The following is a 23860-nucleotide window of genomic DNA, read 5'->3' on the forward strand; positions in this document are numbered from 1 at the left end:
GGTGGGTGATGAGCGCGAGGATGAAGCCGGCAGAAGGCGCGATGACGCTGGCGGAGATGAAGGAGTTCGCGAGCTTTCCGGCCGCGACGCAGCGCTACATTCGGCGCAGCCTCGACGTCGGGCTCGACCGCCAGGACGCGATGCTGCGCTGGTCGCGCGACGTGGTCGAGGCCGCGTCGATCCGCGCGCAAGCGCGCCACTACCGCCGGCTCGATACATTGCGGGCGAACGTGCCCGACGATAGCGGGCTCGACGCGGTCGAGCCCTTCCTCTCACCCCTGGTCGTCACCTCGGCGTTCGACCTTGGGCAGGGGCGGTTGCTCAGCTTCTCGGCCTATCGCTTCCTCTACGAACGGCTGATCGGTCCGCGCGTGCGACCGTGGCTTCCCGCCGCCTTCTGCTCGGCCGCGGCGTTGCCGCACCTCCACCCGGAACTGCGTCGCAAGCTGCTGCAATCGATCAGCGAGGCCGCCGCGACCGCGTCGGGCTGGTCGTCGCGCCAACCGGGGTTTTACCCGCACTGGGTGGAAAAGGTCGAGGCAGGTGCGCCGCTTCACTGATCGTCACGCGATGACGAGGCGCGCGTCGACTCCGTACTGGGCACGCGCGTCATCGAAGACGGTGACGAGCCGCGCCAGATAGGTCTGTATCGCGGCGCTCACCTTCTCCGCGCCGCGCACCGTCACCACGAAGGGCAGCGCGACGCGGTAATGTCCCGCCACCAGCGCGTCGTACACCGCGTCCAGATTGGGTCCGTGCCAGTCGGGCGCACCGAGTGCCGTCAGCAGGGCCGCGTAGATGTCGCGGAAATCCTGCCAATCCGCGGCATCGAGCGTGATCGCCGTCACCGGCACGCGCGCCACCCCATTGCACCGCGTTTCGCCTGATCGAGATGGAAGTGGTCGCGGTGCGCAGCGTTATAGTCAGGCGACAGCACGGTCGCGAACAGCCGGCACGCGCCGTCGCGCACCTCGTGCAGGAAGGCGGCTTCGTCCCGCGCCGCCGCGCTTGTGCCGTCGCTCCAGTCGCGCATCACGGTGATGCGGCGCCCGTCCGCCAGCCGGAACCCGGCGATGTCGACTGCGTCGGCGGTCGAATGCTCGCTCCAATTGCCCGCGTCGCGCCCGTAGATGCGCCGGCACGAGTAGCTGCCGAAATGCTCGATCGCGGCGACGCGCGTGCCGAAGTGCCGCTCGGCCGCGGGCTGCACCACGTCCCACTCCCATTTCGCAAGCGCCGCCGCGACCGGGCAGGCGATGCCCAGGCTCGCAGGGGTGTAAGCGACGTCGCGCGCACCGCCTGAGCGCAATCGGACTGCATCGTCGTAGCCGCATTGTGCACCATCGTTGCGCGGCGGCAGCGCGGTGTAGCGAACGCCGGCGCGCTCGAGCAGCACCCGGCACGCACCGAAATCGTCGGTTAGCGCGGTCAGTTTGCGCCCGGTAAACGCGCCGATCGGCTCCGACAGGTCAAGCGGCGTCCACGGCAGGTCTTGTGGTCGTCCGCGCATCACGCCCCACGCGACCAGCGCGAGGATTCCAAGCAGCACCAGCACGACCAGCACGCGCGTGAACCGCCGTGTTCCGCGGATCAGCCGCGCGCCCGCGCTCATGCCGCGCGCTCGGCCAGGCGGAACCGGCCGATCAGCCGCGCATCGCGCTGCCGATCGCCTCCGATGTCACCGGATAGCCGAGGTCCTCGGGTATGCAGAGCCGTTCTTCTCCCTCGCGCCGCTCGGTCCACGGCGTCACCACCCGTATCGGCGTCGCGCGCGCGTGCGCGACTGCCTCGTCGTAGGAAGAAAACCGCGCCAGTCGCTCCAGGTTGCGGCGCGTCGGAAAGATGATCGACAGTCGGCCTGCGTCGGCATCCGCCAGCACACTGGCAGCGCTTGCCCACGCCAGCTGGACGTTCTCGGTCCGGTCGACGCTCGCGGCCGGCGCGTCGGCGGGCAATCGCGCGAGGTAAAAGCGCGTGTCGAAGATCCGCATGTTTGGGTGTGCCGGACGCCAGCGCGCGAACGGCACCAGCGCCTCCAGGTCGAGTGTCGCGCCAGCGTCGCGCAAGACATCGCCGAACGGCACACCCGCGTGAAGCGCACGCCGCATCGCCTCCAGCGTCGCGGGCGCGGGCACGTCGACGAGCCCGACCGGCACGCCGGCTTCCTCGATCGTCTCGCGTATCGCTGCGATCCGTGCCGCCGCCTCGCCATCATCTTCAACGCCACCATCGTGACCGGGCATCAGCGCCCGAGCGAGTGCGTGATCGCCGGGGTCGATCCGCCCGCCAGGGAACACCATCGCACCCGCGGCGAACGCCATCTTCTGCGCGCGCTCGACCATCAGCAGTTCTGGCGAAGCGCCGGCGCGCTCGCGAAAGATCACCAGCGTCGCCGCCGGGATCGCGGCCGGCAGCCCGGCGTCGTCGTCAGCCACCGCTCGCATGGCGGTATCCGAACCGTTCGCGTCGTTACCCGCCTCCGTCATCTGCATCTCCTCGTCTTCGATCATCGGCGCGGGCGCGACATCCCGCAAGCACCGCCTTCCGCATGCAAACCGGCGAGCGGAGAAGTGGATGCGACGAAGCGCCCGTTGCGCCCTCGTAACGATAGGAACGGATCGGCCCTTTGCCGCTTTATTGGGGCGCACACGACGCAGACAATCGGCGCGTTGCTGTCCAGCAAGGAGGACCTAATGGGCTACGAACGTTACCCGCGCGGCACCAATCCGCAAGGCGATTACTACAATCGCGACGAGACGCAGGACTATGGCCGCGACTACGGCTCGGGCCGTCAGTACAGCTATTCCAGCGCGCGCGACTATCAGTCGGCGGGCATGATGGGCCGCGACGACGACCGCGACTATCGCGGTGATCGCGGCGGCCGGGATCGCTACGGCTCGGGTTCGTACGGGTCGGGTTCCTACGGACAGCGCGAGTACGGCAACGCCGGCTACAACCGCGACCGCGACGATAACCGCTCCGGCTACGGCAACTCGAACTACGGCGGTTCGGACTATGGCCGCTCGAGCTATGGCCAGTCGGGCTATGGCCAGTCGAACTACGGGCAGTCGCGCCAGTACGGTTCGTCGGGTAGCAACGAGTATCACGGCAGCTACGGCTCGGACGGACGTCGCTTCGTCGATGTCGGCGATCGCAAGCACTGGGACGACGACAACCGCAACAGCTACGGTCGCGACCAGAACCGCTACGGCGGCAATGACCGCGGCGACTCGCAGCGCGGCAATTACGGCCGTGCGCCGCAGGGCTACAACTACCAGGAGCGCGGCTTCTTCGACCGCGCCGGTGACGAGGTCCGCTCGTGGTTCGGCGACGAGGAAGCCGAGCGTCGCCGCGAGATGGACAACCGCTACGACGAGCGCGAGTACAACCAGCGCGACCGTCACGATCGCGACTCCGATTACCATCACTGGCGCTCGGGCCAGATCGCGGCGCTCGACCGTGATTATGACGAATACCGTCAGGAGAACCGCACCAAGTTCAACAACGAGTTCAGCTCGTGGCGCACCAATCGCCAGACGCAGCGCGACTCGCTCGACAAGGTGAAGGAGCACGCCGAGGTCGTCGGTTCGGACGGCAGCCACGTCGGCACCGTCGACAAGGTGCGCGGTGACCGCATCCTGCTGACCAAGAACGACGTCGACGCGGGCGGCCAGCACCACTCGATCCCGTCGAGCTGGATCAAGTCGGTCGAAGACAAGAAGGTCACGCTGTCGAAGACCGCCGACGAGGCGAAGAAGCAGTGGCGCGACGAAGAGAACAAGCAGGCGATGTTCGGCTACGGTGATCGCACCAGCGACAACATGGCTGGTCAGCGCTCGTCGTCGCAGTCGGGCAGCTACGGCAGCACCTCGGGCCAGACCACGAGCGGCAGCAGCACCTCGTCGACCTCGACGACCGGCAGCGACACGAACCTCAACAGCAGCTTCTCTGGTACCTACCAGAACAAGTAAGCGTCGAGGCACCGGTAACTGGAAGGGCTCGGGCGGAAACGTCCGGGCCTTTTCGTATCTGCGGCTCAGCCCGGAGTCTCGGTCGACCCGGATACGAGCAGCAGTGCAACCTCCAAACGCGGATATCGGACAAGCAGCAAGGCGATCAGCACCGATACAGTCGCGAGGCCGGTCGCGGTGGAGATGGCTTTGAGCACCGAATCAGATTTGGTGGCATGAAGCTCGGGCGCCGCGAGCGTCAGCGCCAGCACGATCTGGCCGACCCAGCTCGCTACGTTCGCGCCCAGCATTCCGCCGAGCACCAGACGCCGCTGGCGCAGGTACCAGGCATCAACATCGGGGCAGTCGGCCGAAACATCGAGCACGACCACCAGCCCTGGCAGCGGCACAAGCCATCCGATGCGTACCGAGTTCGGCCCGCGCGATGCTTTCAGCAAACGCGAGAAGCTCGCCAGCACTTCATAACGTGCGAGGCCGAGCAGCAGACCGAAGACGACGAAGACCGGTCCGAACGGGAGTCACGCGACTTAGCACCGCGACCGCCTGCCAACGATAAACGTGAGGCTTACCATGCTGGCATATGGCGGTTTACGTCACATGGTCGTGATGCCTGATCCTTCGCGTGTTCCGATCCGATCGATCGGGAACGTTAACCCTCCCTGCCTATAGCTTACGCATGCGCGTGCTCACGCTCTCGACCCTGTTTCCAGACGCGTCTCGGCCGAACTTCGGCGTCTTCGTCGAGCGACAGACGCGCGGGCTGGCGGCGCATTCCGGCGTCGACCTGCGCGTCGTCGCGCCGCTCGGCCTGCCTCCGTGGCCGCTTAGCAGGCACCTACATTATCGCGCGCTAGCGGCGCTGCCGCAGCGCGAGACATGGCGCGGCTTGGACGTGATGCGACCGCGCTTCACTACGCTGCCGGCGACCGCCGGACGCTTTCACGCCGCCGCGATGACGCGAACGCTGCGCCCCGTGCTAGACCGCCTGCGCAAGACGTTCGCCTTCGACGTCATCGACGCGAGCTTCTTTTTTCCCGACGGCCCTGCCGCGGTTGCGCTCGGGCGGCGCTACGGCGTGCCGGTCTCGATCAAGGCGCGCGGTGCCGACGTGCATCACTGGGGCCGTGCACCCGCCACCGCCGCGCAGGTCCGGCGCGCGGGGCAGGGGGCGGACGGCCTGCTCGCGGTCAGTACGGCGATGTGCGACGACATGGCGGCACTCGGCCTCTCCGCCGACCGCATCCGCGTTCACCATACCGGCGTCGACCTCGACCGCTTCGCACCCGGCGACCGGGCCAGCCTCAAACGTACGCTCGGCGTCGACGGCGCGCTGATCGTCTCGGTCGGCGCGCTGATCCCGCGCAAGGGGCACGACATCGTCGTCGAGGCGCTGGCAGGCCTACCCGGCGTGACGCTGGCGATCGCCGGAGAAGGACCCGAGCGCGCCCGACTGCAACAACTGATCGACCAGTGCGGCCTTGGCGATCGCGTCCGCCTGCTCGGCAGCGTCGCGCACGCGGAGCTTCCACGCTGGCTCGCCGCCGCCGACGTGTCCGCACTCGCCTCGTCGTCGGAAGGGCTCGCCAACGCGTGGATCGAGTCGCTCGCCTGCGGCACGCCGATCGTCATCCCCGATGCGGGCGGCGCGCGCGAGGTGGTGACCGATGGTGCGGCCGGGCGCATCGTGCCGCGAACACCGGACGCGTTCGCCGCAGCAATGCGTACGATCCTCGCCGATCCGCCGCACGCCACGGACACGCGTCGGCATGCCGAACGCTTTACGTGGGCGGCGAACACCGCCGCGCTTCACGACCATCTGTCAGGGTTGATCGCGCGCTATCGATAGCGCGCTCGCCGCCGCTCAGGCGTCGATCGGGTAGAGCGCCGCCACCACCTGACGGTCCTCGGCGCGCAGCACGCCCCAGGCACGCGCGGCGGCGCGGCTGTCCATCGCCTCTACGCCGATCCCGCGCGCTTCGAGTGCGGCGACCAGCGCGCGCGGCGGTCGCGCCAGGTTTGCGCCGGTGCCCAGCAGTACGAACTCGGGCGCACCCTCCAGGATCGCGGCCAGCGCCGACTCGTCCAGTTGCGCGAGCGGGGGCGGCGACCACGCGTCGGCGCGCGTCGGCGTCAGCGTCAGTGCGGTGTAGACGTTCTCGTCGACGCGGAACCCGCTCGGTCCCATCGCGCGGATCAGCGGTCCCGCCGCGCCCGCGCGGTCCATCCGCATCGATCCGCCCCCTCGTGTCACCATCTGCGCATCACCACGGCGTCAGTTCCGCGGCCCCACGCGCTCGGCATTCTCCATCCCGCCGCGACCCGGCCGCGCCGCGCCGCCTTCCGGCTCCGCGCGCAGTCCCAGCGAAATCAGCAAGGACGACGACACGTAGATCGACGAATAGGTGCCGACCACGATGCCCAGGATCATCGCCGCGGTAAATCCGCGCAGCACGTGCCCGCCCAGCAGCAGCAGCGCGGCGAGCGCGAGCAGGATCGTGACCGAGGTCATGACGGTGCGCGGCAGCGTTTCGTTGACCGACAGGTTGATGATCTCGCGCATGTCCATCTTGCGGTACCGGCGCATGTTTTCGCGGATGCGGTCGTCGATCACGATCTTGTCGTTGATCGAATAGCCGATGATCGTCAGCACCGCTGCGACGATGTTCAGGTCGAACTCGAACTGCGTCAGCGCGAAGAAGCCGAGCGTCATCAGCAGATCGTGGACAATCGCGACGATCGTCGACACGCCGAACTGCCACTCGAAGCGGAAGATCGCGAACAGACCGATGCCCAGGATCGCGAGCACGATCGCGATCGCGCCGTTGCGCACCAGCTCGCCCGACACCTTCCCCGACACGGTCGAGTAGCGCAGGAACGTCGCGCCCGGGAACCTGGCGGCGAGTGCGGCCTCGACCTTCTTCACCGCGGCGTTGGTCGCGCCCTCGTCGCCGCCCGACTGCACCGGCAGGCGGATCGACAAGGTGGTGCCGTCGCCGATCGGCTGGATGTTGGCGTCGCCGACCTCCTGCTGCTCGATCGTGGTGCGGACCTGATCGATCGGCGGCTGCGTCGCGAACCGCTCCTCGATCATCAACCCGCCCTCGAAATCGACGCCGAAGTTGAGCCCGTGGTAGAAGGTCAGCCCGACCGCGACCACGCTCAGCAGCAGCGTCAGGCCGAACGCCCAGCCGCGCAGCCGCACGAAGTCGATGTTGGTGTTGTCGGGGACGAGCTTGAGGAGTTTCATATGCTGTGCCCGGCTCAAATGTTGATCGTCTTGGGCTTGGTGCGGCGCACCCAACCGGCGACGAGCATGCGGGTAAACGTAACGGCGGTGAACACGCTGGTCGCGATGCCGATCAGCAGCACCACCGCGAAGCCCTTGACCGGGCCGGAGCCCAGCAGGAACATGATGATGCCCGAGATTGCGTGCGTCACGTTCGCCTCGAAGATCGTCCGGCTCGCTTCCTTGTAGCCGAGTTCGATCGACTGCACGACGCTGCGCCCGCGGTGGAATTCCTCGCGGATGCGCTCGTTGATCAGCACGTTGGCGTCGACCGCGGTACCGATCGTCAGCACGAAGCCCGCGATGCCGGGCAGCGTCAGCGTCCCCTTGATCAGCGCCAGCACGCCCAGAATCACGAACACGTTGATGACGACCGCAAGGTTCGCATAGGCGCCGAACCGGCCGTAGGTGACGAGCATGAACGCGACCACCAGCGCGACCGCGACCGCGCTGGCGAGGATGCCGGCGCGGATCGAGTCCTTGCCCAGATCAGGCCCGACGGTCGATTCCTCCACCACCTTCAACGCGACCGGCAGCTTGCCCGAGCGCAACGCGATCGCGAGCGCATTGGCGCTCTCGGTCGTGAACCCGCCGTTGATCGCGGCGCGACCGCCCAGGATCGGCTCGTTGATGTTGGGCGCGGAGATGACGCTGTTGTCGAGGATGATCGCGAACGGCTTGTTGACGTTTTCCTGGGTCACGCGCGCGAAGCGGCGACCGCCCTGGCTGTCGAAGGTGATCGATACCTGCGGCGCGTTGGTCTGCGGATCGAACTCCTGCCGCGCGTCCGACAGCATGTCGCCGGTGATGATCGCCGAGCGCTTCACCGCGATGAACGGGATGCCCGACGGGCTGTTGGGGTAAGGGAGCACCTGGCTGCCCGCGGGGGCCTGACCCTTGGCGAGCTGCGCCGGATCGGCATTCTGGTCGACCAGCTTGAACTCAAGCTTCGCAGTCTTGCCGAGCAGGTCCTTCAGCGCCTGCGGATTGCCCAGACCCGGTACCTGCACGACGATACGGTTCGACCCCTGACGAATGATCGTCGGCTCGCGCGTGCCGAGCTCGTCGATGCGGCGGCGCACGACCTCGGTCGCATCCTGCATCGCGCGGTCAACCGCTTGGCTGAGGCCGGCCTGCGTCGGGGTCAGCACGAAGCGGCTGGTGTCGACGACCTGGATGTCCCACTCGCGTTGCCCGGTCATGCCCGCTCCACCACCGGTGATCGCGAGCAGCCGCTCGCGCGCGGCGTCGACCTGGCTCGGATCACGCAGCAGGAACGACAATTGTCCGCCGCGGCTGGAGATGTCGCCGATCTCGATCCGCGGATCCTGCCGGCGCATCTCGGTCTGCACCTGCTCGCGCATCGCCTCGACCCGCGTCGCCGCGACGTCATTGGTGTCGGCCTCGAGCAGCAGGTAACTGCCGCCCGCCAGATCGAGCCCCAGGTTGATCGTTGGCGCCTTGAACGGCAACCGTTCGGAAACGCCGGGCAGGCTCGGGATCGCCAGCGCGACCAGCACGGCCAGGAACGCCCAGATCGAGGCGACCTTCCAGCGTGGGAAATCGAGCATCGTCGCGTGTCCGCTCAGTCGTTGGCGGGCTTGGAGCCGAGCGGAGTGACCTCCGCCAGCGTCGCCTTGACCACGCGCACGCGGGTGTTGGGGGCGATCTCCACCTCGACGAAGGCGTCCTCGACGCGCGTCACCTTGCCGACCAGACCGCCCGCGGTGACGACCGAATCACCCTTCTTCACCGCCGCGACCGCTGCCTGCAGCTTGCGCACCCGCGCCTGCTGCGGACGGATCATCAGGAAGTAGAAGACGATGAAGATGAGGAACAGCGGCGCGAGGCCGAGGAAGCCGCCGAGTGCACCGTTCGCGGAACCCGCACCGCCGGCTGCCTGCGCGTAAGCTGGAGAGATGAGCATCGTGTCCAAGCATGAAAAGTTGCGCGCGCGAGCGTCACCCGCACGCCAAAGAAGTTCCCGGCGCTACCATCGCGCGCCATCCGGCGCAACTGCCCGCCCCGGGAGCACCGCCGGGCGGACCGCGCGGGCGTGCGCGCAACAGGTCGCTTGCATCATCGCGTCGCCGCGCGTAATGGCCGCCGCTCGGTCGGGGCGTAGCGCAGCCTGGTAGCGCATCACACTGGGGGTGTGGGGGTCGCAGGTTCGAATCCTGTCGCCCCGACCAAATCACACAGCGATGACGCGACAAGGCACCGCCTCGGTGCTGTCCTACACGCGCATGTTCACGCAATGTTCCCGCGGTTCAACCGGGGAATGTTTCACGTGATCGATCAACTCATCGACAACGTCATCGACCGCGAGGGCGGCTATTCCAATCACCCGAGCGATCGCGGTGGCGCCACCCGCTTCGGCATCACCGAGGGCACGGCGCGCGCGAACGGCTATGCCGGCGACATGCGGCATTTCTCGCGCGCCGCCGCCGCCGCGATCTACCGCCGCCTCTACTGGCTCCGCCCGCAGTTCGATTCTGTCGCCACCCGCGCGCCGGCACTCGCCGCCGAATTGTTCGACACCGGCGTCAACATGGGGCCGGCGGTCGCGGTGACCTTCCTGCAACGTGCGCTCAACGCGCTCAATCGTGGTGCGACCGACTATGCCGACGTGGTGCTCGACGGTCGCATCGGTGCGCAGACGCTCGCCGCGCTCGATCGCTTTCTCGCCACGCGGCGCGCGAGCGGGGAGGTGGTGCTCGACGGTCGCATCGGTGCGCAGACGCTCGCCGCGCTCGATCGCTTTCTCGCCACGCGGCGCGCGAGCGGGGAGGTGGTGCTCGTCAAGGCGATCGAGGCATTACAGGGCGAACGCTACATGGCCCTCGCCGAGCAGCGTCCCGCGAACGAGGCGTTCCTTTACGGCTGGCTCGCCAATCGCCTCAACTGACCGCGCCGAAGGTCACGCCCTTCGCGCGCACATGCGTAGGGGTGTGACTTTCGTGACCTTCCAGCCTCACCGATCCTGCTCAGGAGCCGCACTATGGCCTTGCCCGTTACCGACCTCGTCGCGCCGATCGCGGGCGTGCTCGACCGCATCATCCCCGATCCCGCCGCGCGCGACGCCGCCAAGCTCGAACTGCTGCGGCTCGATCGCGCCCACGAACTCGGCACGCTCCGTACGCAGATGGCGGGGGTGCTGGCGGAGGCGAACAGCCCCGACCGCTGGACCGCGCGCGCGCGTCCGTCGTTCCTCTACGTCATGTACGCGCTGCTGCTGTGGAGCATCCCGATGGGGCTCATCGCCGCGATCCGGCCCGCGGCGGCGCAGGCGATCGCACGCGGCATGACCGCCTATCTGAACGGATTGCCCGAACCGCTCTATGCGCTCTTCGGCACCGGTTATCTCGGCTACACCGTCGCGCGCGAATGGGGAAAGCGGCCGCGCTGACGCACTACGAGGCGGCGGCGTTCTCGCCGGCCGTTTCGTCGCTCTCGTCCGAATAGGCGCGTTCCAGATACAGTTCGGCCATCTGGTAATGCGCGCGGCACGCCGCCGGGTTCTCGGTCGCGCTCGCGGCCTCGATCTCGGCCTCTGCGCGGCGGTTATAATATTCGCGATCGTCGTCGTCGGTACGCACGCACCATCTCCTTGGAGGAGGATGTCGCATGCGCGTGTTTCCCCCGCTTTGCTACAACATAGGAAATCGTACGCGCGGTTTTTATGCACCATCCGCATGGTAGCTTTGCGAGACGCAGCGCGCTTGTCCGGCGGGGTTGGCACAATCCCGCGCCGCTACCTACATGGCGGCGCATGAGCGGGAACGATCCACATTCCATGCCGGTCTGGCATGGCACCACCATTCTTTCGGTCCGGCGCGGCGGCAAGGTCGTCGTGGCGGGCGACGGCCAGGTCTCGATGGGGCCGACCGTGATGAAGCCCAACGCGCGCAAGGTCCGCACGCTCGGCAAGGACGGTAAGGTCATCGGCGGTTTCGCCGGTGCGACCGCTGACGCCTTCACGTTGTTCGAGCGGCTCGAGGCGAAGCTCGAGCGCCACAACGGGCAGCTGATGCGCGCCGCGGTCGAACTTGCCAAGGACTGGCGCACCGACAAGTATCTGCGCAACCTCGAGGCGATGATGATCGTCGCCGACCGCGACGTGACGCTGATCCTGACCGGCAACGGTGACGTGCTGGAACCGGAAGCGGGCGTCGCCGCGATCGGATCGGGCGGCAATTTCGCGCTCGCCGGCGCGCGCGCGCTGGTCGACTACGAACAGGATGCGGAAACGATCGCCAGGCGGGCGATGAAGATCGCCGCCGACCTCTGCGTCTACACCAACGATCGCCTCGTCGTCGAAACGCTCGACTCGGCCAACTGAGTTTCCCATGCAAGACAATCTGACGCCCAAGGCGATCGTCGCCGCGCTCGACGCGCACATCATCGGTCAGCGCGACGCCAAGCGCGCGGTCGCGGTCGCGCTCCGCAACCGCTGGCGGCGACAGCGGCTCGGCGCCGATCTGCGTGACGAGGTGACGCCCAAGAACATCCTGATGATCGGGCCGACCGGGTGCGGCAAGACCGAGATCAGCCGCCGTCTGGCGAAACTCGCCGACGCGCCGTTCGTGAAGGTGGAGGCGACCAAGTTCACCGAGGTGGGCTATGTCGGCCGCGACGTCGAGCAGATTGCGCGCGACCTGGTCGAGGAGGCGGTGCGGCTGGAGAAGGAACGCCGGCGTCTGGCGGTCAAGGACAAGGCCGAGGAAGCGGCGATGAACCGCCTGCTCGACGCGCTGGTCGGCAAGGACTCGAGTCAGGCGACGCGCGAGAGCTTCCGCCAGCGTTTCCGCGACGGTCACCTAGACCAGACCGAGATCGAGCTCGAACTCAGCCAGACGCCGCAGATGCCGTTCGACATTCCCGGCGGCGGGTCGGTCGGCATGATCAACTTGAGCGAGATGATGGGCAAGGCGTTCGGCAACAACGCGCCCAAGCAGCGCCGCAAGCTGCTCGTCCCCGCCGCGTGGGAGAAATTGGTCGAGGAGGAAGCCGACAAGCGGCTCGATCAGGACGAGGTCAGCCGCACCGCGCTCGCGGACGCGGAGGCGAACGGCATCGTCTTCCTCGACGAGATCGACAAGATCGCAGTCAGCGATGTGCGCGGTGGCTCGGTCAGCCGCGAGGGCGTCCAGCGCGACCTGCTGCCGCTGATCGAGGGGACCACCGTCTCGACCAAATACGGTCCGATGAAGACCGACCACATCCTCTTCATTGCCTCTGGCGCCTTCCACGTCGCCAAGCCGAGCGACCTGCTGCCCGAGCTACAGGGCCGCCTGCCGATCCGCGTCGAGTTGAAGGGCCTGACCGAGGACGATTTCGTCTCGATCCTGTCCGACACCAAGGCATCGCTGCCTGCGCAGTACAAGGCGCTGATCGCGACCGAGGGCGTCGAGGTCAGCTTCACCGACGACGGCATCCGCGCGGTCGCGCGCATCGCGGCGGAAGTGAACGGCGAGATCGAGAACATCGGTGCGCGCCGCTTGCAAACCGTGATGGAGAAGCTGCTGGAGGAAGTCAGCTTCGATGCCGAGGACCGAAAGGGCGAGAGCCTCGTCGTCGACGCCGCTTACGTCGAGCAGCAGCTCGCCAGCGTTGCACGGAACGCCGACCTCAGCCGTTTCGTCCTGTAAGGCTGCTCGCCGGGCTGGCTGATCGTCAGCCCGGCAGGCCGATGATCGCGATCTGCCGCCCGTAATCGGGCTCGCCGCGATGCGTCGCGCGGCGATAGCTGAAGAAGCGGTCCTCGTTGGCATAGGTGTCGAGCCCCATCGCCTCGATCCGCCGTACGCCGGCCTTGGCTAGCCGATGCGCAACATAGCCCTCGAGGTCGAACTGCGCGTGCTCGGCGCGACCGTCGGCGAAGAAGCGCTCGTTCGCTGGATCAGCCTCCTCGAACCGGAGCCGAAACGCGGCGTCGACCTCGTAGCTGGCGCGCGCGATGCACGGCCCGATCGCGGCGGCGATCCGATCCCGAACGGCGCCGAGCGCTTCCATCGCGTCGACCGTCGCGTCGGTGACTCCGCCCAGCGCACCCTTCCATCCGGCATGCGCCGCGCCGACCACGCCTGCCTCAACGTCGGCCAGCAGCACCGGCGCGCAATCGGCAGTGACGATGCCGAGTGCGAGCGCGGGATTGTCGGTCACCAGCGCGTCGGCGTGTGGCCGCACGCCGTTCGCGAACGGCACCCGTACCGTGACGCAATCGGGCGAGTGGATCTGGTACGGCGTCAGCAGCGTCGCCCCCGGCCTGACCGCTGCGAGCGCCGCCATGCGGTTTTCCGCGACTGCCGCCTGATCGTCGCTCGATCCCGCGCCGACATTCAGCCCCGCGAACACGCCGCCCGACGCACCGCCGCGTCGGCCGAGAAACCCGTGCGGCACACCGGCCAGCACATCGGCGCGGATGACCTCGACCGCGCTCACAGCGCCAGCCGCATGATCAGGTCGCGATCGACCTGCGTCCCGGTCTGAAACGCGTAGTCGCCGACGTGAACGAAGCCGTGCTTCTGGTAGAAGCGCCGCGCCCGCGCATTCTCCTCCCAGACGGTCAGCAGCAGGCTCGACGCACCACGCGACTGCGCGATCCGGCGCGACCAGTCGAGCAGCGCGGGCGCCACACCCTGTCCGTGATGAGCCCCATCGACGTAGAGTTGCCGCAGCTGGTGCGCGCCGGTCGCGTCGACCTCGTCGGTGAAGATCGGCGCGCTCATCTTCGCGTAGCCGATCACCTGTTGGTCGCTCATCGCTACGCGGTAGTCGAAGGCTGGATCGGGCAGGTCGCGGATCAGCGCTCCCGCAGGGCCGAACGCCTCCGCCAGATACGCCTCGATGTCGGCAGCCGGCGCGGAATGGCCGAACGTGTCGAGCCACACTCGCCGCGCCATCGCGTCGATCGCAGGGCCATCGTCGGGCATCGCGTCGCGGTAGACGATCACGCGAACCCCGCCGGCTCTGGCCAGTCGCGGTGCCTGACCGCCATCGCCCGAAACAACTCGCCCATTTCCTCGACCAGCCGGCGACGATCCTCCGCGACGCGCGGACCCAGCGCCGCGGCGCGCGCGTCGATGCCGAGCGCGGTCAGGAACGCGCCTTGACCGACCGGACCCGAACGCCGGCATCCCGATGCCTCCGCCGCGAGCGCCAGCGTCGCGAAGTCGACGTGCGCGGTCAGATCCTGCTCACCGGGCGCCTCGAACGGATTGGCGTAAGCGTGGCCCCGGATCGCCTGCAACGTGTCGCCGACTGCCGGCCCCTCGTAGCCGTAATCGATCACCAGCATCGCGCCGCCCTGCGCCTCGATCAGTGCCGAAAGTCCCGCCATGATCGCCACGCTCGCGGGCGATGTCTCGACCACTGATCCGGGTGCGGCCGTGTCGAGCGCCTCGGGCATGATCCCGGCCGGCATCGCGCCGCCCGCGATCGGCAGGAACAACGTGTCCTGACACGCGACCAGCCGCTCGCGCCAGCCATCGGCGCCGCGCACCAATTGCCGGATCGGCAGCGCGTCGAAAAACTCGTTGGCGACGACGATCAGCGGCACGTTGGCGGGCAGCGTGGACACGTCGTCGTGCCACGTCGCCTCGGGCACCGCACGTGCCTGCATCTCGCGCAGCGCCGGGCTGTTCTCGACGAAGTGAACGGGCGGTGTCAGCCCCGCCGCTCGCATCGCGCGCAGCGCGTCGGCGGTCAGCGTGCCGCGGCCCGGCCCCGGCTCGACCCACGCGATCTCGGGACGCCCCGCGCGATCCCACAGGTCTGCCGCCCACAGCCCGATCAGCTCGCCGAACATCTGGCTGATCTCAGGCGCGGTGGTAAAGTCGCCGGCGGCACCCAGCGGATCGCGCGTCGCGTAATAATGCGCGTTGGCCGCCGCCATGAACTGGCTGACCGGGATCGGCCCGCCGAGCGTGATCGCGCGCGCCAGCCGCTCGGCGAGCAGCGGCTCGCCGGTTGGGGCGCCCGGCGGCGGCACCAGCGGATGCGCGCCGCTCAGGCGACGCTCTCCAGCCCGGCGGTCGGCTCGATCCGCTGGCGACGACCCGGCGCGGTCGCGATCAGGAACGCGCCCGCCAGCACCATCGGGATGCACAAAACCTGGCCCATGTGGATCGTGTTGGCGAAGAACGTGCCAGCGAATTGCGCGTCGGGTTCACGGAAGAACTCGACGATGAACCGTGCCACGCCGTAGCCGAGCAGGAACAATCCGACGAGCTTGCCCGGCTGGTACCGCGCCTTGGTCCGCCAGAAGAAGAACCACAGCAGCAGGAACAGGCAGATGCCCTCCAGCCCCGCCTCGTAAAGCTGGCTCGGATGGCGCGCGGGCTCGACGAAGCCGGTTGGCACGGTGCGCTCGAACACGATCGCCCAGGGAACGTCGCTCGGCTTGCCCCACAATTCGCCGTTCACGAAGTTGGCGAGCCGCCCGAAGAACAGCCCGAACGGCACCACGCAGGCGACGTAGTCGTGGATGCGCAGCCAGTTGAGCTTGTGCTTGCGCGCGAACCAAATGATCCCGAGCGACGTGCCGATCACCCCGCCGTGGAACGACATGCCGCCGTCCCACAATCTGAGGATCCGCAAGGGACTCGACAGCATCTCGGGCGCGTAGAACAGCACGTAGCCGATCCGCCCGCCCAGAATGATGCCGAGCGTCGCGTAGAAAACGAGGTCGTCGGCGTGGCGCCTGGCCATCGGGGCGCCGGGCTGCGCGAGCAGCTTCAGCAGGTACCACCAGCCGACGACGATTCCCGCGATATAGGCGAGGCTGTACCAGCGCAGCGTGAAGAAGCCGAGCGTGAACACGTCGGGGTGGAGGCCGAGATCGGCGAAACGGATGTGGCCGGTGCCCGCGTAGGCGGCATCGGCGAGTATCGGCAGGATCAAGGCTTTCCCCTCAACATCGTCGTCTCCATAAGGAGCCAAGGGCACAAGACCAAGCCGTCAACGGCGGCCAAGCGGAGAGAATGATGCGAACCGAGCTCGACCAGCGGATGGATGCGGTGATGGGCGCGATGACGGGCGCGGGCGGGCAGTTGCCGCTCGGGCAAATCGAACGCTTCGGTCGCTCGCTGCCCTACATCACCGCCGCGCCGCCGACGCTGCCGGCCTATTTCGCGCATTTCTGCACCCAGCACGCCGAGGCCGAGTTCCTGATTGCCGGCGACGAGCGGCTGACCTTCGGACAGGTGCACGCCGCGGCGGCGAAGGTCGCCGACGCGCTCGTCGGGCATTACGGCATCGCCAAGGGCGACCGCGTCGGCATCGCCGCGCGCAATTCGCCATCGTGGATCGTGCTCTACATGGGCATCCTGATGGCGGGCGGCACCGCGACGCTGCTCAACGGCTGGTGGCAGGCCGAGGAGTTCGAGGCCGCGATCCGCGACGTCGGTGTCGGCCTGATCTTCGCCGACCTGCCCCGCGCCAAGCGGCTGGCGGCGATCGAGGGTATGTCGGTGCGGGTCGAGGCGATCGACGATCTGCGCCCGCTGGACGAGGCGATCGGCGCCGTCATCCATCACGCGTCCGGCGCGGCGCTGCCGACGCTGACCGATGATGATCGCGCCACGATCCTGTTCACGTCGGGGTCGACCGGGAAGTCGAAGGGCGCGCTGTCGACGCACTTCCAGGTGGTGCAGGGCATCTTCAACTATCTCGCCTCCGCGCTGATGATGCTGGGCATCGCGACGCAGGACGGCACCGCCAGCACGCTCCAACCCGCGACCCTGCTCAACGTGCCCTTGTTCCACGTCACCGCCGAAGTGCCGGTGTTCCTGCAAAGCATGGCGATCGGTCGCAAGCTGGTGCTGATGCCCAAGTGGGACGCTGAGGAAGCGATGCGGCTGATCGAGCGGGAGCAGGTCACCTATTTCGTCGGCGTGCCGCTGATGAGCTTCGAAATGCTGACGCATCCCAACCGCGGAAAGTACGACCTGTCGACGCTCGCCGACATCGCCGCGGGCGGCGCACCGCGCCCGGTCGAGCACGTCCGCCGCATCGATGCCGAGATGGAGGGCGCGCCGCTGATCGGCTACGGCCTGACCGAGACCAACGGCATCGGCACGGGCAACTGGCGCGGCAATTACGTCGCCAAGCCCAACTCGGCCGGTCGCGCCTCGCCGCCGCTGGTCGACCTCGCGATCCTCGACGATGCGGGTAAGCCGGTGCACCAGGGCGAGCGCGGCGAGGTCTGCATCCGATCGGCCGCGTGTTTCGAGGAATATTGGAACAACCCGCAGGCGACCGCCGACGCGTTCACCGCCGACGGTTATTTCCGCACCGGCGACATCGGCTACCTAGACGAGGACGATTACCTGTTCATCGTCGATCGCAAGAAGGACATCATCATTCGCGGCGGCGAGAACATCAGCTGCCAGGAGGTGGAAGCCGCGCTCTACGAGCATCCCGAGGTTGCCGAGGCCGCGGTGTTCGGGCTCGCCGACGAACGCTACGGCGAAGTGCCGGGCGCGGTCGTCCACCTCGCGCACCCCGGCGTGATCGAATCGGAGGATCTGATCGCGTTCCTCACGCCGCACATCGCCGCGTTCAAGGTGCCGCAGAAAATCTGGATCGCCGACGAGCCGTTGCCGCGGCTAGGGACGGAGAAGATCGACAAGGTGTCGCTGCGCGCCAAATACCGCGCGCTCGCGCTGAGCGAGAGCGTCTAGCCGCCGTCGCGGCTGCTTGTTCGTTTCGGCGGGGCAGCTAAGGAGCGAGTGATGCCAACGCTCTCGCGCCGCACTGTCCTCGTCGCCGGCGGCGCAGGCGTCGGGCTGGTGGTCGCCTGGGCCGCGTGGCCGAGACGCTACGCGCCCAACCTGCCGGTCGCCGCGGATGAAACACTGTTCGGCGGGTTCCTGAAGATCGCGCGCGACGGTCGCGTGATCGTCGCAGTGCCGCAGGTCGAGCACGGGCAGGGCGTCTACACCACGCTGCCGCAGATCGTTGCCGACGAACTCGGCGCCGATTGGCGCGCCGTCGCGGTCGAGCCCGCGCCGATCAACCCGCTCTACGCCAACCCGGTCGCCGCCAACGTACTGTTCGCGGGCGGGTTCGACCACGTGCCCACTGGCTTGCGCGACGAACATCTGACGCGCGGTGCGCTGATGCTGACGGCCGGGTCGACCTCGGTTCGCCGGTTCGAGCAGAGCCTGCGCGAAGCGGGCGCGGCCGCGCGCGTGCTGCTCTGCAAGGCTGCGGCGGCGCGCTTGGATGCCGACTGGCAGGCGTGCGACACCGCCGACGGCTTCGTCGTGCTCGACGGGCGCAAGTTGCGCTTCGGTGAATTGGCCGAGGCCGCGGCAAGCTATTCGGTCCCCGACGAGCTGCCCTTGCGCTTCGGCGACGAAGGGCGGCTGACCGGTCGATCGCTGCCGCGCCTCGACGCACCGGCCAAGATCGACGGATCGGCCAACTTCGCCGCCGACATCCGATTGCCCGACATGGTGTTCGCCAGCGTCCGCCAGGGTCCGATCGGCGACACGCGCCTGCGCTCGTTCGACCGTGCCGCAGCCGAAGGGGTGCGGGGCGTCGCGGGCGTGGTCGCGCGTGACACATGGGTCGCGGTGGCGGCGAACAACTGGTGGGCCGCGAACCGCGCGCTCGACGCGCTCGCGCCAAGGTTCGAGACGCGCGGTGGTGTGATCGATACGGCGTCGATTGACCGCTCGCTGGACAAGGCGCTGGAAGGGGAAGGCTACCGCGTCGCCGCCGCGGGCGATCTGTCGGCGGCGTTCGCCGGCGCGCGCCTCTTCACCGCCGATTACCACGCCGCGCTCGCGCTCCACCCGTCGCTCGAGACACCCACCGCGACCGCGCACTGGCGCGACGGCGCACTCGAACTCTGGATCGCGACACAGGCGCCGACCAGCGCGCGCGATGCCGCCGCCGCGGCGCTGGGCGTGGCCGCGACACAGGTTACCGTGCACGCGATGCTCGTCGGCGGATCGTTCGGCCAGGCACTCGAAACCGGCGTAGCCGCACAGGCCGCAATTCTCGCGCGCGAGTTGAAGCGACCGGTCCAGCTCACCTGGTCGCGCGGCGAGACGGCGCTGCGCGACCGCTTTCGCGCACCCGCGCGCGCACGAATGAGCGCGCGGCTGGGTGCCGGCGGCGCGATCCTTGGCTGGCAGGCGAAGATTGCTGCGCCGGCGACGGGTGCCGAACTGGCCGCACGCCTGCTGCCGGACAATCCCTTGCGACGTGCCGCAGCGGCGCTGCCGGGCGGTGCCGACGGCTACGCCATGTCAGGCGCGGTGCCGCCCTACGCGATGCCCGCGCTCGCGATCGATCATCACCCTGCCGCCATCGGCGTTCCGGTCGGGCATCTGCGCGGGCTCGCCGACGGCTATAACGCCTTCTTCACCGAATGCTTCATCGACGAACTCGCGCAAGGGGGCGGCAACGAGCCGATGAGCTACCGAATCGCGATGCTCGGCGGCAACGCGCGGCTGGCACGTTGTCTCACCACCGCCGCTGCGCTCGGCGGATGGCAGGGCGGCGTGGCGGGCAGCGCACAGGGGATCGCGTGCCACGCGCTCGCGGGCAGCTTCATCGCGGTGATGGCGGAGGCGCGCGTTGACGAGGCCGGGCGCGTCCGGGTCGACCGGCTGGTCGCCGCGGTCGATTGCGGCCGCGCGATTAACCCCGACGTGGTGCGCCAGCAGATCGAGGGTGGCCTGATCCTCGGCGTCGCGCTCGCGACCGGTTGCGCGACGCGGATCGAGCGCAACCTCGCCACCACGCGTTTGTTCGGTGACTTCGCGCTGCCGACGCTCGCCACCGCGCCCGAGGTTTCGGTCGAGCTGATCCCCAGCAACGCGGAGCCTGGCGGCGTATCGGACCTCGGGATACCCGCGGTCGCCCCGGCCGTTGCCAATGCGCTGCGTGCCGCAACGGGTACTCGGCTCCGCTCGCTTCCCCTGCAACCCCGCGCCTGAGACATTCGCCCATGATCCCCGCCGGCCATCCCGTCATCCCGCGCCCGCGCATCGGCGTGCTGCTGATCAACCTCGGCACCCCCGACGCGCCCGAGCCGAAGGCGGTCAAGCGCTACCTCGCGGAGTTCCTGTCCGACCGCCGCGTCGTCGAGCTTCCACGGATCGCGTGGCAGCCGATCCTGCGCGGGGTGGTGCTGACCACGCGGCCGAAGAAATCCGCGCATGCCTATAGCCAGGTCTGGCGCGAGGATGGCTCGCCGCTCGCGGCGATCACGCGCGCCCAAGCGCTGGCGCTCGAGCACGCGTTCGGCGACGACGTGCTGGTCGACTGGGCGATGCGCTACGGCCGGCCCGCAATCGCCGATCGCTTGCAGGCGATGAAGGACGCCGGGTGCGAGCGCATCCTGCTCGCCCCCCTCTACCCGCAATATTGTGCCGCGACGACTGCGACCGCCAACGACAAGGCGTTCGCGCACTTGGCGAAGATGCGCTGGCAGCCCGCGATCCGCACGCTGCCGCCTTACTACGACGATCCCGCCTATATCGATGCGCTGGCCGAGAGCGTGCGCACCGGTCTCGCCGCGCTCGATTTTACGCCCGACGCGGTGATGGCGAGCTTCCACGGCATGCCGCAGCGCACGCTGGAGCTGGGCGATCCGTATCATTGCCACTGCCGCAAGACCGGCCGGCTGCTCGGAGAGGCAATGGGCATGGACCTCACCATCACCTTCCAGTCGCGCTTCGGACGCGCCAAGTGGCTCGAACCCGCGACCGACACCGTCCTCGCTGCAATGCCGGGCCGGGGCGTCAAGAAGGTCGCGATCGTCGCGCCCGGCTTCTCCGCCGATTGCGTCGAGACGCTGGAGGAACTGACCATCCGCGGACGCGAAACCTTCGAGGAAGCGGGCGGCACGCATTTCGGTTATCTGCCGTGCCTCAACGACACGCCCGCCGGCATCGAGATGTTACGGAAGCTCATCGCACGCGAGCTTGAAGGCTGGAAGCCGCGCCCTTAGCCTTCGCGAAGGACAAGGAGAGGACTCATCGATGGCACGCGTAGCAATCGTGACGGGTGGAACACGCGGCATCGGCGAGGCGATCAGCGTCGCGCTGCGTGACATGGGGCTGACCGTCGCCGCCAATTACGCCGGCAACGACGAGCGCGCACGCGACTTCACCGACCGCACCGGGATCGCGGCGTTCAAGTGGGACGTGGCCGACTATGAGGCTTGTCAGGCGGGCGTCGCGCGCGTTGCCGACGAACTCGGTCCCGTCGACGTGCTGGTCAACAACGCCGGCATCACGCGCGACGGCACGATCATGAAGCTGAGCTACGAGATGTGGCGCGAGGTGATCGACACCAATCTGGGCGGCTGCTTCAACATGGCCAAGGCAGTGTTCCCCGGCATGCGCGATCGCAAATGGGGCCGCATCGTCAACATCGGCTCGATCAACGGACAGGCCGGGCAATATGGCCAGGTCAACTACGCCGCGGCGAAGAGCGGCATTCACGGCTTCACCAAGGCATTGTCGCAGGAAGGTGCGCGCGCCGGCATCACCGTCAACGCGATCGCACCCGGCTACATCGACACCGACATGGTCGCTGCGGTGCCGGGTGAGGTGCTGGAGAAGATCGTCGCGAAGATCCCGGTCGGGCGGCTGGGCCAGGCACAGGAGATCGCACGCGGCGTCGCCTTCCTGTGTTCGGACGATGCGGGGTTCGTGACGGGATCGACGCTGAGCATCAATGGCGGGCAGCATATGTACTGACGGGCCGAGCGCCGGCCTGCGGCGCGGTGCGCCACCGGCGCACGGCCCGGCACGGCCGGCGGGTCGCGCCAGCGATCCCGTCCGACGTCATGGCGGCGGCTTCGCCGTCGCCCGGGGCTAAGTGCGGCAACGCCACGGCAAAGCCGCGGCGATCACGTCGACCGGGTTCGGCTTGGCGCCGACCCGCCGGCCGGTTCGCGCGCCGTGCTGCGCACGACGGTTCGCAGGCGAACCTGCGCTGCGAACAACAACGGGCCGGCCGCCTTTCGGCAACCGGCCCGCGCCCCCGAATACGCTACGCGGGGGAACTCGATACGCTACGCGAGTAAGGGAGGGCGGCGCGGGGATGATCCGCCGCGCCGGCCAAGAGGGTTAGCGGCAGTAGCGCGGGTTGTTCGACTTCTCGATCGCGTTGCCCGCGACCGCGCCGCCGACGCCGCCCAGCACGGTGCCGAGCGTCCGGTCGCCGCGGGTGTCGATCGTGCGGCCGAGCAGGCCTCCCGCGATCGCACCGACGATGGTGCCGGTCGTCCCGCCCGAGCAGCGGCGATTGTAGTTGTAGCGACGGTTGTCGTAGCGACGGTCGTAGTCGCGGTACCCGTCACGATAGCTGCGCTCGTACCGGTGACCGTAGCGCTGTGCGTCGGCGGCGACCGGCGCCATCGCGGCGGTGCCCATCGCGAGGGCGGAGACGGCGAGGGTCAGATTCTTGAACATGGTACGAACTCCCGTTCTTCTTCGATTCTTCGCGGCGGGATAATCCCGTCGTTGAGATGCTTATGGGTGATTCGCATTGAGCCGAGCCTGAATGCGCTCGTTATCGTTCGTTCATGCTTGTCGTGGCGGCGGGTAGGCGGATGAACGACACGCCCCTAAGAGCGGGCGGGTGAAATGGCCGTTCTCGATCGCGCTGGTCCTCGCCCTCGTCCCCGGCTGGAGCGGAACCGACCGGTTGCCGATCATCGCCTCCGACGCGGTCGTCCACGCCGCCGCTTACGTGCCGGACGGTGGCTGGCCCCGCCGTGTCGGCGCGTTGACGCCGATCGGGGCGATGCGTTTGTGGTCGCGCGATCCAGCGTTCGGTGGCTTCTCCGCGGTGGCGGTAAGGAACGGCGCGGCTACGCTGCTGAGCGACGGCGGCAATTACGTCCGCTTCGAGATCAGCGGCAATCGCCTCCTCACGCGGGCAGCGGGTGCGTTGCCGGATGGACCCGGCACGGGTTGGGCAAAGGAGAGCCGCGACACCGAGTCGCTGGCGATCGATCCGGCGAGCGGGCGTGCGTGGATCGGCTACGAACGCGCTAACGCGATCTGGCGCTATTCCGCCGACCTGCGGCGTGCCGAGTCGCACACAGTCCCGCCACCGATGCGCAAATGGCCGATGAACGGCGGTGCCGAAGCGATGGTGCGACTGCGCGACGGGCGCTTCGTCGTCATCAGCGAACAGGCGCGCGCGAAGGGAAAGGGCCGTTTGCGGCAGGCGCTGATCTTCAGCGGCGATCCGACGGTGCAGGGTACGCGAGTCGAACGCTTCCGCTACCGCCCGCCCGCCGGCTACAATCCGAGCGACGCCGCGGTGCTGCCGAACGGTGACCTGCTGGTGCTCAATCGCCGGTTCAGCCGGCTACGCTTCGACGCGGTGCTGGTGCGTATCCCGCAAGCGGCGTTGCGCGCGGGTGCCACGGTTGAGGGCAAAGAGATTGCGCGCTGGGGGCCGCCGCTGCTCGGTGAGAACCCGGAAGGGCTGGCGGTGACACGCGAGCATGGCCGCACGATGCTGTGGGTGGTCACCGACAACGATCTTGCATGGTATCGCCCGACGTTGCTGATGAAGTTTCGTTTGGACTAGGGTCAGGACGCATAACCGGCAACGGTCG

The 23860-nt window shown here is 68.3% G+C and carries 26 protein-coding genes and 1 tRNA gene; 13 read left to right on the plus strand and 14 right to left on the minus strand.

The features are described 5' to 3' along the window. Positions 1–20 precede the first annotated feature (20 nt). On the plus strand, positions 21–560 hold the full coding sequence (locus BMW51_RS07985) for a hypothetical protein (protein WP_425440981.1): 540 nt from the start codon (positions 21–23) through the stop codon (positions 558–560). Between the two features lie 3 nt (positions 561–563). On the opposite strand, the gene BMW51_RS07990 is transcribed toward BMW51_RS07985, so the two are convergent. From BMW51_RS07990 to BMW51_RS08000, 3 genes are read right to left on the minus strand one after another with little or no spacing between them, the layout of a single operon-like run. Beyond that, entirely contained in the window at positions 564–854 is a 291-nt protein-coding gene (locus tag BMW51_RS07990; RefSeq protein ID WP_177171596.1) for a barstar family protein, read from the minus strand. Beyond that, on the minus strand, positions 845–1612 hold the full coding sequence (locus BMW51_RS07995) for an extensin-like domain-containing protein (protein WP_093005275.1): 768 nt from the start codon (positions 1610–1612) through the stop codon (positions 845–847). Before BMW51_RS07995 ends, BMW51_RS07990 begins: the two co-directional genes overlap by 10 nt. Before the next feature lie 31 nt (positions 1613–1643). Then, on the minus strand, positions 1644–2444 hold the full coding sequence (locus BMW51_RS08000; protein WP_093005939.1) for an NUDIX hydrolase: 801 nt from the start codon (positions 2442–2444) through the stop codon (positions 1644–1646). 249 nt (positions 2445–2693) lie between these two features. On the opposite strand from BMW51_RS08000, the gene BMW51_RS08005 reads away from it, so the two are divergent. Then, the gene (locus BMW51_RS08005) at positions 2694–3971 is read left to right on the plus strand and encodes a DUF2171 domain-containing protein (RefSeq protein WP_177171597.1); all 1278 of its coding nucleotides are present in this window, start codon (positions 2694–2696) and stop codon (positions 3969–3971) included. Positions 3972–4036: 65 nt separating this feature from the next. On the opposite strand, the gene BMW51_RS08010 is transcribed toward BMW51_RS08005, so the two are convergent. Next, positions 4037–4429 carry a hypothetical protein gene (locus tag BMW51_RS08010; RefSeq protein WP_245708355.1) on the minus strand — a complete coding sequence of 131 codons (393 nt, stop codon included), beginning with the start codon at positions 4427–4429 and terminating at the stop codon, positions 4037–4039. A 218-nt stretch (positions 4430–4647) separates the two neighbouring features. Between BMW51_RS08010 and BMW51_RS08015 the strand changes: the two genes are divergently transcribed. Next, positions 4648–5817, plus strand: coding sequence for a glycosyltransferase (locus tag BMW51_RS08015; RefSeq protein ID WP_093005281.1), 1170 nt, complete (start codon positions 4648–4650; stop codon positions 5815–5817). Between the two features lie 15 nt (positions 5818–5832). Here BMW51_RS08015 and BMW51_RS08020 read toward each other — a convergent pair whose 3' ends face one another. From BMW51_RS08020 to yajC, 4 genes are read right to left on the minus strand one after another with little or no spacing between them, the layout of a single operon-like run. Further along, positions 5833–6201, minus strand: a complete 369-nt coding sequence (locus BMW51_RS08020) for an Mth938-like domain-containing protein (protein ID WP_093005283.1) — start codon at positions 6199–6201, stop codon at positions 5833–5835. A gap of 42 nt (positions 6202–6243) precedes the next feature. Further along, the gene (secF, locus tag BMW51_RS08025) at positions 6244–7218 is read right to left on the minus strand and encodes a protein translocase subunit SecF (protein ID WP_093005285.1); all 975 of its coding nucleotides are present in this window, start codon (positions 7216–7218) and stop codon (positions 6244–6246) included. Between the two features lie 14 nt (positions 7219–7232). Further along, positions 7233–8828 (minus strand): protein translocase subunit SecD, encoded by a 1596-nt coding sequence (gene secD, locus BMW51_RS08030; protein ID WP_093005287.1) that lies wholly within the window; start codon positions 8826–8828, stop codon positions 7233–7235. A 14-nt stretch (positions 8829–8842) separates the two neighbouring features. Next, positions 8843–9184: a preprotein translocase subunit YajC gene (gene yajC / locus BMW51_RS08035; protein WP_026325758.1), complete on the minus strand. Its 342-nt coding sequence runs from the start codon at positions 9182–9184 to the stop codon at positions 8843–8845. Between the two features lie 188 nt (positions 9185–9372). On the opposite strand from yajC, the gene BMW51_RS08040 reads away from it, so the two are divergent. The 3 genes from BMW51_RS08040 (at position 9373) to BMW51_RS08050 (ending at position 10666) form a co-directional block, all read left to right on the plus strand. Further along, a tRNA-Pro gene (locus BMW51_RS08040) sits at positions 9373–9449 on the plus strand. A gap of 89 nt (positions 9450–9538) precedes the next feature. Beyond that, positions 9539–10165, plus strand: a complete 627-nt coding sequence (locus BMW51_RS08045) for a glycoside hydrolase family 108 protein (protein ID WP_093005941.1) — start codon at positions 9539–9541, stop codon at positions 10163–10165. Positions 10166–10258: 93 nt separating this feature from the next. Beyond that, positions 10259–10666, plus strand: a complete 408-nt coding sequence (locus BMW51_RS08050) for a 3TM-type holin (RefSeq protein ID WP_093005289.1) — start codon at positions 10259–10261, stop codon at positions 10664–10666. 4 nt (positions 10667–10670) lie between these two features. Here the strand turns inward: BMW51_RS08050 and BMW51_RS08055 are convergent, their stop codons facing one another. After that, positions 10671–10856: a hypothetical protein gene (locus BMW51_RS08055; RefSeq protein ID WP_093005291.1), complete on the minus strand. Its 186-nt coding sequence runs from the start codon at positions 10854–10856 to the stop codon at positions 10671–10673. A gap of 197 nt (positions 10857–11053) precedes the next feature. Here BMW51_RS08055 and hslV point away from each other — a divergent pair, with 197 nt between their 5' ends. Beyond that, positions 11054–11599, plus strand: a complete 546-nt coding sequence (gene hslV / locus BMW51_RS08060; protein WP_026325759.1) for an ATP-dependent protease subunit HslV — start codon at positions 11054–11056, stop codon at positions 11597–11599. A gap of 7 nt (positions 11600–11606) precedes the next feature. Beyond that, positions 11607–12908 carry an ATP-dependent protease ATPase subunit HslU gene (gene hslU, locus BMW51_RS08065; protein ID WP_093005293.1) on the plus strand — a complete coding sequence of 434 codons (1302 nt, stop codon included), beginning with the start codon at positions 11607–11609 and terminating at the stop codon, positions 12906–12908. A gap of 25 nt (positions 12909–12933) precedes the next feature. On the opposite strand, the gene pgeF is transcribed toward hslU, so the two are convergent. Genes pgeF through lgt form a run of 4 tightly spaced genes read right to left on the minus strand, consistent with a single transcriptional unit; the run spans position 12934 to position 16161 of the window. Next, entirely contained in the window at positions 12934–13701 is a 768-nt protein-coding gene (pgeF, locus tag BMW51_RS08070) for a peptidoglycan editing factor PgeF (RefSeq protein ID WP_093005295.1), read from the minus strand. Next, positions 13698–14213 carry a GNAT family N-acetyltransferase gene (locus tag BMW51_RS08075; RefSeq protein ID WP_093005297.1) on the minus strand — a complete coding sequence of 172 codons (516 nt, stop codon included), beginning with the start codon at positions 14211–14213 and terminating at the stop codon, positions 13698–13700. The genes pgeF and BMW51_RS08075 overlap by 4 nt, the downstream gene beginning before the upstream one ends. Then, complete coding sequence (locus BMW51_RS08080) at positions 14210–15250, minus strand: class I SAM-dependent methyltransferase (RefSeq protein WP_093005299.1); 1041 nt, start codon at positions 15248–15250, stop codon at positions 14210–14212. The genes BMW51_RS08075 and BMW51_RS08080 overlap by 4 nt, the downstream gene beginning before the upstream one ends. A gap of 17 nt (positions 15251–15267) precedes the next feature. Next, positions 15268–16161, minus strand: coding sequence for a prolipoprotein diacylglyceryl transferase (gene lgt, locus BMW51_RS08085; protein WP_093005301.1), 894 nt, complete (start codon positions 16159–16161; stop codon positions 15268–15270). A gap of 83 nt (positions 16162–16244) precedes the next feature. On the opposite strand from lgt, the gene BMW51_RS08090 reads away from it, so the two are divergent. The 4 genes from BMW51_RS08090 to phbB are packed head-to-tail and all read left to right on the plus strand — an operon-like array spanning position 16245 to position 21983. Continuing rightward, the gene (locus tag BMW51_RS08090) at positions 16245–17942 is read left to right on the plus strand and encodes a class I adenylate-forming enzyme family protein (protein WP_177171598.1); all 1698 of its coding nucleotides are present in this window, start codon (positions 16245–16247) and stop codon (positions 17940–17942) included. A 51-nt stretch (positions 17943–17993) separates the two neighbouring features. After that, positions 17994–20213, plus strand: coding sequence for a molybdopterin cofactor-binding domain-containing protein (locus BMW51_RS08095; RefSeq protein ID WP_093005303.1), 2220 nt, complete (start codon positions 17994–17996; stop codon positions 20211–20213). A gap of 11 nt (positions 20214–20224) precedes the next feature. After that, on the plus strand, positions 20225–21229 hold the full coding sequence (gene hemH, locus BMW51_RS08100; RefSeq protein WP_093005305.1) for a ferrochelatase: 1005 nt from the start codon (positions 20225–20227) through the stop codon (positions 21227–21229). Between the two features lie 31 nt (positions 21230–21260). Beyond that, on the plus strand, positions 21261–21983 hold the full coding sequence (gene phbB / locus BMW51_RS08105; protein ID WP_093005307.1) for an acetoacetyl-CoA reductase: 723 nt from the start codon (positions 21261–21263) through the stop codon (positions 21981–21983). Between the two features lie 372 nt (positions 21984–22355). On the opposite strand, the gene BMW51_RS08110 is transcribed toward phbB, so the two are convergent. Continuing rightward, entirely contained in the window at positions 22356–22700 is a 345-nt protein-coding gene (locus BMW51_RS08110; RefSeq protein ID WP_019515768.1) for a glycine zipper 2TM domain-containing protein, read from the minus strand. Positions 22701–22869: 169 nt separating this feature from the next. On the opposite strand from BMW51_RS08110, the gene BMW51_RS08115 reads away from it, so the two are divergent. Further along, a complete protein-coding gene (locus BMW51_RS08115; protein ID WP_093005309.1) occupies positions 22870–23832 on the plus strand; it encodes an esterase-like activity of phytase family protein in 963 nt (320 codons plus the stop codon). Positions 23833–23860 lie beyond the last annotated feature (28 nt).

It is taken from the genome of Sphingomonas palmae, from assembly GCF_900109565.1.
GTDB lineage: Bacteria > Pseudomonadota > Alphaproteobacteria > Sphingomonadales > Sphingomonadaceae > Sphingomonas > Sphingomonas palmae.